Origin of the sequence: Bradyrhizobium sp. AUGA SZCCT0158 (genome assembly GCF_018130065.1) — a bacterium.
Classification (GTDB): domain Bacteria; phylum Pseudomonadota; class Alphaproteobacteria; order Rhizobiales; family Xanthobacteraceae; genus Bradyrhizobium.
The window spans coordinates 21,630-34,736 of record NZ_JAFCME010000013.1 but is presented as its reverse complement, the minus strand read 5'-3'; the positions used below and the strand labels follow the sequence as shown (position 1 = coordinate 34,736).

Sequence of the window (13,107 nt, the reverse complement as noted above, 5' to 3'; positions counted from 1 at the left end):
GCCGCCATGCAAACCTCACGCGCACCGGGCGTCGCCTTCATCTTCAAGAAGGCCCTGATCAGCGCGCTGGTAGCATTGGTGCTGTTCTCGCTGATGATCGGCGTGCGCACCGAAGCAGGATCAGACGGCCAACTGACCTACTGGACCCGCTTCGGCGACCTCGCCATGATGGTCGCAACCGTGTTCGGCGGCAGCATCGTCGTCGAGTTGCTGCGGCAATGGTGGGGACCGGTCGGCACCGTGCGCGTCGTGCCGCCACAGGTGACATCGGCGCTCTCGCTCGGGGCTCGCCTCGTCGCGCCGGTGCTCTTGATCTTCACCTTTCTGGTGCCGGTGATCTTCTACAATGAGCGCTACATTCTGGATCTCGGCATCCTGGTGCTGACCTATGTGATGTTGGGATGGGGGCTGAACGTCGTGGTCGGCCTCGCCGGCCTGCTCGACCTCGGCTATGTCGCGTTCTATGCGGTGGGCGCCTATTCCTACGCGCTGCTGGCGACCAATTTCGGGCTGTCGTTCTGGATCTGTCTGCCGCTGGCCGGCATCCTCGCCGCCTTCTGGGGTGTGCTGCTCGGCTTTCCCGTGCTGCGACTGCGCGGCGACTATCTCGCCATCGTCACCCTCGCCTTCGGCGAGATCATCCGCCTCGTCCTGCTCAACTGGCAAAGCGTAACCGGCGGTCCGAACGGCGTCACTGGCATTCCCCGGCCGACCATGTTCGGCATTCCGCTCTCGCCCGGCGACGACGGGCTCGCGGCCATGCTCCGCATCGAATTCTCGCCGACCCACCGCATCGTGTTTCTGTTCTATTTGATCCTGGCGCTGGCGCTGCTCACCAACTGGGTGACGATCCGGCTGCGCCGCCTGCCGATCGGCCGCGCCTGGGAAGCCCTGCGCGAGGACGAAGTCGCCTGCCGCGCGCTCGGCATCAACACGACAACGACAAAACTGACGGCGTTTGCGACCGGTGCGATGTTCGGCGGGCTCGCCGGCGCGTTCTTCGCGACCAGACAAGGCTTCATCAGCCCGGAATCCTTCACCTTCCATGAATCGGCGCTGGTGCTGGCGATCGTGGTGCTGGGCGGCATGGGCTCGCAGCTGGGCGTGGCGCTGGCGGCGCTTGCCATGATCGGCGGCTTCGAACTGTTCCGCGGGCTCGACCAGTATCGCATGCTGGTGTTCGGCATGGCGATGGTGCTGTTGATGATCTGGCGCCCGCGCGGCCTGATCGGTCACCGTGCGCCGACCGTGTTCCTGGAACGCAACCAGGCGATCTCGTCCGACCTTGTCAAGGAGGGGCACGGATGAGCGCCGACCACATCCTTTCCGTCGATCATTTGTCGATGCGCTTCGGCGGCATCGTCGCGGTCAACGACCTCTCCTTCGGCGCCGAACGGCGCAAGATCACGGCGCTGATCGGACCGAACGGCGCCGGCAAGACCACCGTCTTCAACTGCATCACCGGCTTCTACAAGCCGACCAGCGGCAGCATGCGGCTGGCGCATGATGACGGCCGCAACATCCAGCTCGAGCGGCTGAACGATTTCCGGATTTCCAAGCAGGCGAAAGTCGCGCGCACCTTCCAGAACATCCGGCTCTTTCCCGGCATGACGGCGCTGGAGAATTTGATGGTGGCACAGCACAATGCGCTCATGCGCGCCTCCGGCCTCACCCTGCTCGGACTGATCGGCGCGCCGTCGTGGCGCGTCGCGGAGAAAGCGGCGATCGATCTGGCGCGAACGTGGCTGGAGCGCATTGGCCTGCTCGACCGCGCCGACGATGCCGCCGGCAACCTGCCCTACGGCGACCAGCGCCGCCTCGAAATCGCGCGCGCGATGTGCACTGAACCGGCGCTGCTCTGCCTCGACGAGCCGGCCGCCGGGCTGAATGCGCGGGAGAGCGCAAGCCTGAGCGAGCTGCTGCTCGCTATCCGCGCGAATCAGGGCACCTCGATCCTCCTGATCGAGCACGACATGTCGGTGGTGATGGAAATCTCCGACCACGTCGTCGTGATGGACTACGGCGTCAAGATCGCCGAGGGCACGCCGCAACACGTCCGCGACGACCCCAAGGTGATCGCCGCCTATCTCGGCGCCGACGAGGAGGAAGCCATCGCGGTGATGGAGAGCGGAACGTGACCGCATCGTCCCCGACAACGCCCCTGCTCGCGATCCGCGGCTTGCGCGCGGCCTATGGCAAGATCGAGGCGCTGAAAGGCGTCGATATCGAGGTCGGCGCCGGCGAGATCGTCGCCCTGATCGGCGCCAACGGCGCCGGCAAATCGACCCTGATGATGACGGTGTTCGGCAGGCCCCGCGCCCGCGCCGGCCGGATCGAATATGACGGCCAGGACATCACCGGCGTGCCGACGCACGAGATCGCGCGGCTGCGCATCGCCCAGTCCCCGGAAGGCCGCCGGATTTTCCCACGCATGAGCGTGGCGGAAAACCTGCAAATGGGCGCCGACGCGACCAATTCCAGCGAGGCCGACCGCGCCAGCGGCCTGGAGCGCATTTTCAACCTGTTCCCGCGGCTCAAGGAACGCATGACCCAGCGCGGCGGAACCTTGTCGGGCGGCGAGCAGCAGATGCTGGCGATCGGCCGAGCCCTGATGAGCCGGCCGCGCCTGCTGATGCTCGATGAGCCGTCGCTCGGCCTCGCCCCCCTGATCGCGCGGCAGATTTTCGACGCCATCCGGACCCTGAACCGGCAGGACGGCCTGACCGTGCTGATCGTCGAGCAAAACGCCAATCACGCGCTGAAACTCGCCCATCGCGGCTATGTCATGGTCAACGGCCTGATCACGCTCTCCGGCACCGGCAGCGAATTGCTGCAGCGCCCCGAAATCCGCGCCGCCTATCTGGAGGGCGGCCGGCGGGGCTAGCCTCCCGCGTCGTCCCGGCCTAGTGCGCAATTGCGCACGGGGGGCCGGGACCCATACCGCGTGATCTCACGATTTGCGCTGAAGTTAGACGTTTCACCCCAACTAAAGCCTGTGGTTATGGGTCCCGGCCCCCCGTGCGCAATTTGCGCACTAGGCCGGGACGACATAGGTCTGCGGCAAGATGCTGCGAACGGACCGTGGACTTGCCCGAATTTTGCCGATGACTTCGCCGCAAAATCAGCGGACAATGGCCCCGGTTTGCGTACCCGGTTCGCCGGGTGCGTCCCGTAGCGATTATCCCCGCGAGGACACTCATGAAATCACTGAAACTCATCGGCCTGGCATTGGGCGCATCATTCGCGCTATCGGCGAGCGCGCTGGCGCAGGACATCAATATTGCAGTGGCGGGCCCGATGACGGGCGGCGAATCCGCATTCGGCCGGCAGATGAAAAACGGTGCCGAACAGGCGGTGGCCGACATCAACGCCGCCGGCGGCGTCGCAGGCAAGAAGCTGGCGCTGCAGGTCGGTGACGATGCCTGCGATCCCAAGCAGGCGCGCTCGGTGGCGGAAAAGTTCGCCAGCGCGAAGATCCCGTTCGTCGCCGGTCACTTCTGCTCGTCCTCGTCGATCCCGGCGTCGGAAGCCTATGCCGACGGCAACGTGCTGCAGATTACGCCGGCCTCGACCAACCCGCTGTTCACCGAGCGCAAGCTCTGGAACGTGGCGCGCGTCTGCGGCCGCGACGATCAGCAGGGCCTGGTCGCCGCCGATTACATCGTCAAGAACTACAAGGGCAAGAACGTCGCCATCCTCAACGACAAGACCACCTATGGCAAAGGCCTCGCCGACGAAACCAAGAAGGCGCTCAACAAGGCCGGCGTCACCGAGAAGATGTTCGAATCCTACAACAAGGGCGATAAGGATTTTAACGCGATCGTGTCGCGGCTGAAGCGCGACAATATCGATCTGGTCTTTGTCGGTGGTTATCATCAGGAATCCGGCCTGATCCTGCGCCAGATGCGCGACCAGGGCCTGAAGACGGTGTTGATGGCGGGCGACGCATTGAACGACAAGGAGTTCGCCTCGATCGCAGGTCCCGCCGCCGAAGGCACGCTGTTCACCTTCGGTCCCGACCCGCGCAACAAGGCGACCGCCAAGGAGATCGTCGCCAAGTTCAAGGCCAAGAACATCGATCCCGAAGGCTACACCCTCTACACCTACGCCACGATTCAGGTCTGGTCGAAGGCGGTGGCAAAGGCCGGTACGACCGACCCGAAGAAGGTGATGGAAACCATCAAGGCCGGTGAGTGGGATACCGTGCTCGGCAAGATGGGCTTCGATGCCAAGGGCGACATCAAGGCGATCGACTATGTCGTCTACAAGTGGGATGCCAAGGGCAACTACACCGAGATCAATCCGAAGGGTTCTTAAGACCCCTCCCAAGCTTTGTCAGCAACCAACGCCCCGGCTTTGCCGGGGCGTTTTTTGTTTGCGGCGCGTTCATCAAGGAAAGCCCGAAGCCCGCAATGGTTAACGGCCTTTCACAATATGGAACTTTTTTCCCGGGGCGGTGGAACCAAAAGCATCCGAGCGGTTTTAAACAGTTCGGGCTGGGTTCCATGTCATTGATTTTGCTGCATCACCTGCTGTTCCACCTTGATCTCCGATCGGGCGGCACGTCTTATGGCGCAATCGCATGCCAGCGGCCAGATTCGCGCGAAATCGCCTCGAGGAGACACCATGAGTGATCTTTCCCCTGGAGCATCACCTCCGGTCCGCCGCGTCTCCAAAGCCAAGGCGCAAGCCAACGGCACGCCCGACCCGATGCAGGACCTGCTGCACGCGCTGCAGGCGATGCGCTCCGGCGATTTCTCGGTGCGGATGACCGGTGATCATCTCGGCATCGAGGGCAAGATCGCCGATACATTCAACGAGATCGTCGCCGCCAATCAACGAATGGCGCAGCAGCTGGAGCGTGTCGGACAGGTCGTCGGCCGCGAGGGCAAAACCCGCCAGCGCGTCAAATTCGATCTTTCGAGCGGCTCGTGGGCGGACATGGAAGGGTCGGTCAATACGCTGATCGACGACCTGCTATGGCCGACCCGCGAGGTGACCCGGGCGGTCGCCGCCGTGGCGCAGGGAGACCTGCTGCAGACCGTGCAACTTGATGTCGATGGCCGCCCGCTGGGCGGCGAATTTTTGCAGTCCGCCAACATCGTCAACACGATGATCAAGCAGCTCAGCGTGTTCACCTCGGAAGTGACGCGCGTGGCGCGCGAGGTGGGCACCGAGGGCAAGCTCGGCGGCCAGGCGCAGGTGCCGGAAGTGACCGGCGTGTGGAAGGATTTGACCGAGAGCGTCAACTCCATGGCCAACAACCTCACCGGCCAGGTCCGCAACATCGCCGAAGTCACCATCGCGGTCGCCAATGGCGACTTGTCGAAAAAGATCACGGTCGACGTCCGCGGCGAGATCCTGCAGCTGAAGGAAGCCATCAATACGATGGTGGACCAGTTGCGCTCGTTCGCTTCCGAAGTGACGCGTGTGGCCCGCGAAGTCGGCACCGACGGCAAGCTCGGCGGTCAGGCGATCGTGCCCGGCGTCGCCGGCACCTGGAAGGATCTCACCGACTCCGTCAACGCGATGTGCGGCAACCTCACCGCGCAGGTCCGCAACATCGCCAACGTCACCACCGCGGTGGCCCGCGGCGACCTCTCGCGAAAAATCACGGTGGACGTCCGCGGCGAAATTCTGGAATTGAAAGACACCATCAACACGATGGTGGACCAGCTCAACTCGTTTGCCTCCGAAGTGACGCGCGTCGCGCGCGAGGTCGGCACCGAGGGCAAATTGGGCGGTCAGGCCCAGGTGCCCGGCGTCGCCGGTACCTGGAAGGACCTCACCGACAACGTCAACTTCATGGCCTCCAACCTGACCGCGCAGGTCCGTAACATTGCCGACGTCGCGACCGCGATCGCGGGCGGCGACCTTTCCAAGAAGATCACCGTCAACGTATCCGGTGAAATCCTTCAGCTGAAGGAAACCCTCAATACGATGGTCGACCAGCTCAACGCGTTTGCCGGCGAAGTCACGCGCGTCGCGCGCGAAGTCGGTACCGACGGGCGGCTCGGCGGTCAGGCCAACGTGCTCGGCGTCGCCGGCACCTGGAAGGATCTCACCGAGAGCGTCAACTCGATGGCGAGCAACCTGACGGCTCAGGTCCGCAACATCGCCGAAGTGACGACGGCGGTCGCCAATGGCGACTTGTCGAAGAAGATCACGGTGGACGTGCGCGGCGAAATTCTGGAGCTGAAGGACACCGTCAACACGATGGTCGACCAGCTCAATGCGTTTGCCGGCGAAGTCACCCGCGTAGCGCGCGAGGTCGGCACCGAAGGCAAGCTCGGCGGCCAGGCCCTGGTGCGCGGCGTCGCCGGCACCTGGAAGGACTTGACCGACAGCGTCAACTCGATGGCCAGCAACCTCACCGGCCAGGTCCGAAACATCGCCGAAGTCGCCACCGCCGTCGCCAAGGGCGACTTGTCCAAGAAGATCACCGTCAACGTGTCAGGCGAAATCCTTCAGCTGAAGGAAACGCTGAACACGATGGTCGACCAGCTCAACGCCTTTGCCGGCGAAGTGACCCGCGTGGCGCGCGAGGTCGGTACCGACGGCAAGCTCGGCGGCCAGGCCGAAGTGCCCGGCGTCGCCGGCACCTGGAAGGACTTGACGGACAGCGTGAACTCGATGGCCGGCAATCTGACCGCGCAGGTCCGCAACATCGCCGAAGTCGCGACCGCGATCGCCGGCGGCGACCTGTCGCGCAAGATCACCGTGGACGTGCGCGGCGAGATCCTGCAGCTCAAGGAAACGCTCAACACGATGGTCGACCAGCTCAACCGTTTCGCGGGCGAAGTGACCCGCGTGGCGCGCGAGGTCGGCACCGAAGGCCGGCTCGGCGGTCAGGCCAACGTGCCCGGCGTCGCCGGCACCTGGAAAGATCTTACCGACAACGTCAACTCGATGGCCGGCAACCTCACCGGCCAGGTCCGCAACATCGCCGAAGTGACCACGGCGGTGGCGAAGGGCGACCTGTCCAAGAAGATCACCGTGGACGTCAAGGGCGAGATTCTCGAGCTGAAGAACACCGTCAACACGATGGTCGATCAGCTCAACGCCTTCGCCTCCGAGGTGACGCGCGTGGCGCGCGAGGTCGGCACCGAAGGCAAGCTCGGCGGCCAGGCGCAAGTGCCCGAAGTCGCCGGCACCTGGAAGGACCTCACCGACAACGTCAACTTCATGGCCTCCAACCTGACGGCGCAGGTCCGCAACATCGCCGAGGTCGCGACCGCGATCGCCGGCGGCGACCTGTCCAAGAAGATCACCGTGGACGTGCGCGGCGAAATCCTGCTGCTCAAGGACACCTTGAACACGATGGTCGAACAGCTGCGCTCGTTCGCGGCCGAAGTGACCCGCGTCGCGCGCGAAGTCGGCACCGAGGGACGCCTCGGCGGCCAGGCGGTGGTGCCCGGCGTCGGCGGAACGTTCAAGGACCTGACCGACAACGTCAACCTGCTGGCAGCCAACCTGACGACGCAAGTCCGCAACATCGCCGAGGTCACCACGGCGGTGGCGCGCGGCGACTTGTCGCGCAAGATCACGGTCGACGTGAAGGGCGAAATCCTCGAACTCAAGAACACCATCAACACGATGGTCGATCAGCTGAACGCGTTCGCCGGCGAAGTAACCCGCGTCGCGCGCGAGGTCGGCACCGAGGGCAAGCTCGGCGGCCAGGCGCAGGTGCCCGGCGTCGCCGGCACCTGGAAGGACCTCACCGACACCGTCAACTTCATGGCGGCCAATTTGACCGAACAGGTCCGCGGCATCGTCAAGGTGGTGACCGCGGTCGCCAACGGCGATTTGAAGCAGGACCTGACGGTGAAATCGAAGGGCGAAGTCGCCGCGCTCGCCGATACCATCAACAACATGACCGAGACGCTGGCGACCTTCGCCGATCAGGTCACCTCGGTGGCGCGCGAAGTCGGCGTCGAAGGAAGGCTCGGCGGCCAGGCCAACGTGCCCGGCGCTGCCGGCACCTGGAAGGACCTTACCGGCAACGTCAACCTGCTCGCCGCCAATCTGACCTCGCAGGTGCGCGCCATCGCCGAGGTCGCGACCGCGGTGACAAAAGGCGACCTTACCCGCTCGATCCAGGTCGACGCACGCGGCGAACTCGCCGAACTCAAAGACAACATCAACACCATGATCGGCACTCTCCGCCTGACCACGGACGTGAACTCGGAACAGGACTGGCTGAAGACCAACCTCGCCAAATTCACCAACATGCTGCAGGGCCAGCGCGATCTCACCACGGTCGGCCGGCTGCTGCTTACCGAACTGACGCCGCTGGTGAACGCCCATATGGGCGTCATCTACCAGGTCGAGAACGAGGAAAATCCGCAGCTGCGCCTGCTCTCGGCCTATGCCGGCGACGGCGCCAGCCCGCACAAGGAGGTCGTGCAGTTCGGCCAAGGGCTGGTCGGGCAAGCTGCGATGGACAAGCGCCAGCGCATTCTTTCCGACATTCCCGCCGACGCCACCCCGATCAACTCCGCCCTTCTTCGCGTGGTCCCGCGAAATCTCGTCGTGCTTCCGGTGCTGTTCGAAAGCCAGGTGAAGGCCGTCATCGAACTCGGATCGATCAGCTCGTTCACGACCTCGCAGATGACCTTCCTCGAACAGCTCACCGACTCCATCGGCATCGTGCTCAATTCGATCGAGGCCACGATGCAGACCGAAGGCCTGTTGAAGCAGTCGCAGCAGCTCGCCGGCGAATTGCAGACCCAACAGAAGGAACTGCAGCAGACCAACGAACAGCTCGAGCAGAAGGCCCAGCAGCTCGCCGAACGCAACGTCGAGGTGGAAAGAAAGAACCAGGAAATCGAACAGGCGCGGCGCGCGCTCGAGGAGAAGGCGACCGAGCTTTCGCTGACCTCGAAGTACAAGTCCGAATTCCTCGCCAACATGTCGCACGAGCTGCGCACGCCGCTCAACAGCATCCTGATCCTCGGCCAGCAGCTCACCGAAAACCCCGACGGCAATCTGTCGGCCAAGCAGGTCGAGTTCGCCCGCACCATCCACGGCGCCGGCACCGACCTGCTCAACCTGATCAGCGACATCCTCGACCTGTCCAAGATCGAATCCGGAACGGTGACGGTCGATGCCGAGGAAATCCTGACCTCGAACCTTTTGGAAACCGTCGGCCGGCCGTTCAGGCACGAAGCCGACAACCGACAGCTCTCGTTCAACATCAGCGTCGACGAGAACCTCGCCCGCAGCATGGTGACCGACTCCAAACGCCTGCAGCAGGTGCTAAAGAACCTGCTGTCGAACGCGTTCAAGTTCACCGCCGAAGGCGGTGTGCGGCTGACCGTGTCGGCCGCGCTCGGCGGATGGAGCACCGAACACCCCATCCTCAACCATGCCCCCGCCGTCGTGGCCTTCGAGGTCACCGATACCGGCATCGGCATTCCGCCGGAAAAACAGAAGCTGATCTTCGAAGCGTTCCAGCAGGCCGATGCCGGCACCAGCCGGAAATATGGCGGCACGGGTCTCGGCCTCGCCATCAGCCGCGAACTTGCGAGCCTGCTCGGCGGCGAGATCCATCTGCGCAGCGCGCCGGGCAAGGGCAGCACCTTCATCCTGTATCTGCCCTTGAAATATTCCGGGCCCACCGTCGCGCCGCGCACCCCTGCCCCGTCGCCCTATCTGACCGCGCCGGCGCTGCAGGTTGCCGCGACCCAGGAGCGGGTGATCGAGCAGCTGCCGGATGACCGGCTCAATCTCGAGGCCGGCGACACCATCCTCCTGATCGTCGAGGACGATCCGCACTACGCGCGGGTGCTGATCGATCTCGCCCGCGACAAGGGCTTCAAGGTCCTGGTCGCCAATCGCGGCGCCGAGGCGCTTGAACTCGCCAAGCAGTTCCAGCCCACGGCGGTGTCGCTCGACGTGTTCCTGCCGGACATGCTGGGCTGGACCGTGCTGAGCCAGCTCAAGCATAATCCGCTGACCCGGCACATTCCGGTGCAGATCATCACGCTCGACGAGGATCGCCAGCACGCGCTGGCACGCGGCGCGTTTTCCTTCGTCAACAAGCCGACCACCACCGAAGGCGTCAGCGCCGCACTGTCCCAGATCAAGGAATACGCCAAGCCGCGGCGCAAGCGTCTTCTGATTGTGGAAGACAACGCCGCCGAGCAGATGAGCATCAAGGCCCTGCTCGATCACGTAGATATCGAGATCCTCACCAGCGATACCGGCGCCGGCGCCCTCTCGACCCTGCGCGACAACCCCTGCGACTGCGTCGTGCTGGATCTGCGGCTACCGGACATGAGCGGTTTCGAGGTACTCGACCAGATCCGCAACGACGAGGCGCTGTCGAACGTGCCGGTGGTCGTGTTCACAGGGCGGGAACTTTCCGCCGAGGAAGACGCGGAACTCCACACCATGGCCCGCAGCATCGTGGTCAAGGGCGTGGAATCGCCGGAACGCCTGCTCGACGAAACGTCGCTGTTTTTGCACCGTGTGATCACGGAATTGCCGGTCGAAAAGCAGAGGATGCTGGAGAAACTCAATAGTTCCGATGAGGATCTCGTTGGCAAGACCGCGCTTCTGGTGGACGACGACGCCCGGAACATCTTCGCGCTGTCGAGCGTGCTGGAACGGCGCGGCATGAAGGTGCTGACGGCGACCACCGGCCATGAGGCCATTGCGCTGGTCGAATCCAATCCCAAGATAGCGATCGTGCTGATGGATATCATGATGCCGCAGATGGACGGCTACCAGACCATCGGGGTGATCAGGCAAAACCCGTCGTTTGGCCGCCTGCCCATCATCGCGCTGACCGCCAAAGCGATGAAGGGCGACCGCGAGAAATGCCTCGAGGCCGGAGCCTCGGATTATCTGGCAAAACCAGTCAACACCGAGCAGTTGCTCCTTGCCATCCGTATGTGGCTCCACCGTTGATCGGCGCGCAGATGATGGACCAAGAGAAAGTAAACATACTTCTGGTGGACGATCAGCCGGCAAAGCTGCTCGCCTATGAGGTCATTCTGAAGGAGCTTGGAGAGAACCTGGTCTCGGCGGCCTCGGGGCGCGAGGCGCTCGAGTTCCTGCTGAAGAACGACGTCGCCATCATCCTGGTCGACGTTTGCATGCCGGAACTGGACGGTTTCGAGCTCGCCGCGATGATCCGCGAACATCCCCGTTTCCAGAAGACCGCGATGATCTTTATCTCCGCGATCCAGGTCAGCGATCTGGACCGCCTGCGCGGCTACGAGATGGGCGCGGTCGACTACGTTCCGGTGCCGGTGGTGCCTGAAGTGTTGCGCGCCAAGATCAAGGTGTTCGCCGAACTCTATCGCAAGACCCGTCAGCTGGAGCGGCTCAACGTCGAGCTCGAGGACCGGGTTCGGGCCCGCACCGCCGAACTGGAAGAATCCCATGCGCGGCTGTTGGAAAGCGAGCAGCGCCGGAGCCTGGCGATCGCCGCGGGAAAGATGGGGTCGTGGGACTGGGACTGGGTCAATGGCGACTGGATGTGGGACGAGGGCCAATATCAAATTCTCGGCGTCGATCCCGGCAGCATTGAGCTGACACCGGCCAATATTCAGGCCCTGATCCATCCGGACGACGTCCTGGAACTGCACGATGCGTGGGCGAGTTTCGCCCGAGGCGCGAAATCCTACGAAGCGGAATTTCGCATCATCCGCCCCGATGGCGAAGTGCGCTGGTGCGCGGGAACAGCCGCAGCGAGCACCGACAAGGACGGCCGTGTCATCCGCGTCAGCGGCGTGACGGTCGACATCACCGAACGCAAGCAGGCCGAAGAGCGCCAGACCCTGCTCGCCCGCGAAGTCGACCACCGCGCCAAGAACGCGCTGGCGCTGGCTCAGTCGATCGTTCGGCTGACGCGCGGCGAAAACGTCAAGAGCTACATCCGCTCGGTCGAAGGGCGCATCACCGCGCTCGCACGGGTTCACACCGTGCTTTCACTGTCGAGCTGGCAAGGCGCCGAAATAGGCAAGCTGATCGACGAAGAGCTGGCGCCATATTCGATGGGCGATCAGATCGCATTGCGCGGCGCCGAGGTGCAGCTGCAACCGGCGACCGCACAGACAGTGGCCTTGGCGCTGCACGAGCTCGTCACCAATTCGGCCAAATATGGCGCGCTGTCGGCGTTGACGGGCCGGCTATCGGTGAAGTGGGAACTCGAGTCGGGGCTCCTCGACCTCGTCTGGATGGAGACCGGCGGGCCTGTGGTTGAAAAACCGATATCAAGGGGATTTGGCACACGGAGCGTTATCGCCAGCATCGAGTCGCAGCTCGGCGGAAAGGCCGAATTCGATTGGCGCCCGGAAGGTCTCGTTTGCCGGCTCCTGGTTCCGCTGGCGCGCCAGACCGCGCCCGATCCGGCTCCGCCTCGGGAAACCGTGGCGGGTGATGCCGGCAGCCGGCGCGTTGGACAGTCAGCCCGGCCGTGACGGCTGACGGGCGGATTACCGCGCCGCCGCCCCGGCAACGGCGCCCGCCGATGGCCGCATCGCTTCCCCGGCCGCTTCGATCGCGCGGATCAGGTCGGTCGGACGAAACGGCTTTTGCAGGCAGACCACGCCAGCCAGTTCAGGTGATTTCGACAGGAAGTCGAGCGCCGTCATGCCGGATATCGCGACGACAGGCAGGTCGGGCACCCGCTCGCGCATCGTCGCGATCACATCGGAGCCGTTCGAACCTTGCAGGAAGATATCGACGATCGCGAGGTCGAAATCCTCAGCTTCGAATGCCTTCAATCCCGCTTCGGCGGTGGCGGCCTCGACGATTTCGAATTGGTTGATCCGCAGCACGATCGAGATCATCGTGCGCACGTCGGACTGGTCGTCGATCACAAGAACACGGGGCATGAAAAAAATTCCCGAACGGCCGCGCAGATAGCCTATGATAAAAGTACCCGACGAAGACGCAGTGCCGCGTAGAATATTCAGCGTTTGGGTAAAGGGCCGGTTACCCGGGACCTGTCTTTCCGGCCATGAATTGAATGGGTAGTATGTAGCCTGGGGTTGATTCCATCCGGCCCGACCTCATTGTAGACTTGGCGTGCCCATTTCGGCCCCTGAGCAGCTCCGCGTCGCCTGCTGTTTTTAGTCTGTTAGTCCTCCCGAT

At 63.8% G+C, this 13,107-nt stretch carries 7 protein-coding genes; 6 read left to right on the top strand and 1 reads right to left on the bottom strand.

Annotated elements, in window-relative coordinates; all coding sequences use genetic code 11:
- Nucleotides 1–6 precede the first annotated feature (6 nt).
- The 6 genes from livM to JQ574_RS19510 all read left to right on the top strand — a co-directional run bounded on the left by livM (nt 7) and on the right by JQ574_RS19510 (nt 12,431).
- Nucleotides 7–1,308: a high-affinity branched-chain amino acid ABC transporter permease LivM gene (gene livM, locus JQ574_RS19535; protein ID WP_212205004.1), complete on the top strand. Its 1,302-nt coding sequence runs from the start codon at nt 7–9 to the stop codon at nt 1,306–1,308.
- A complete protein-coding gene (locus tag JQ574_RS19530; RefSeq protein ID WP_212204603.1) occupies nt 1,305–2,138 on the top strand; it encodes an ABC transporter ATP-binding protein in 834 nt (277 codons plus the stop codon). The genes livM and JQ574_RS19530 overlap by 4 nt, the downstream gene beginning before the upstream one ends.
- Complete coding sequence (locus tag JQ574_RS19525; RefSeq protein WP_212204599.1) at nt 2,135–2,884, top strand: ABC transporter ATP-binding protein; 750 nt, start codon at nt 2,135–2,137, stop codon at nt 2,882–2,884. Before JQ574_RS19530 ends, JQ574_RS19525 begins: the two co-directional genes overlap by 4 nt.
- A 314-nt stretch (nt 2,885–3,198) precedes the next feature.
- Nucleotides 3,199–4,317 (top strand): branched-chain amino acid ABC transporter substrate-binding protein, encoded by a 1,119-nt coding sequence (locus tag JQ574_RS19520; RefSeq protein ID WP_212204597.1) that lies wholly within the window; start codon nt 3,199–3,201, stop codon nt 4,315–4,317.
- Between the two features lie 393 nt (nt 4,318–4,710).
- Nucleotides 4,711–10,914: a HAMP domain-containing protein gene (locus JQ574_RS19515; RefSeq protein WP_409363561.1), complete on the top strand. Its 6,204-nt coding sequence runs from the start codon at nt 4,711–4,713 to the stop codon at nt 10,912–10,914.
- Between the two features lie 14 nt (nt 10,915–10,928).
- Complete coding sequence (locus JQ574_RS19510) at nt 10,929–12,431, top strand: HWE histidine kinase domain-containing protein (RefSeq protein WP_212205002.1); 1,503 nt, start codon at nt 10,929–10,931, stop codon at nt 12,429–12,431.
- Between the two features lie 15 nt (nt 12,432–12,446).
- On the opposite strand, the gene JQ574_RS19505 is transcribed toward JQ574_RS19510, so the two are convergent.
- Nucleotides 12,447–12,848 carry a response regulator gene (locus JQ574_RS19505; RefSeq protein ID WP_212204593.1) on the bottom strand — a complete coding sequence of 134 codons (402 nt, stop codon included), beginning with the start codon at nt 12,846–12,848 and terminating at the stop codon, nt 12,447–12,449.
- Nucleotides 12,849–13,107: the final 259 nt, after the last annotated feature.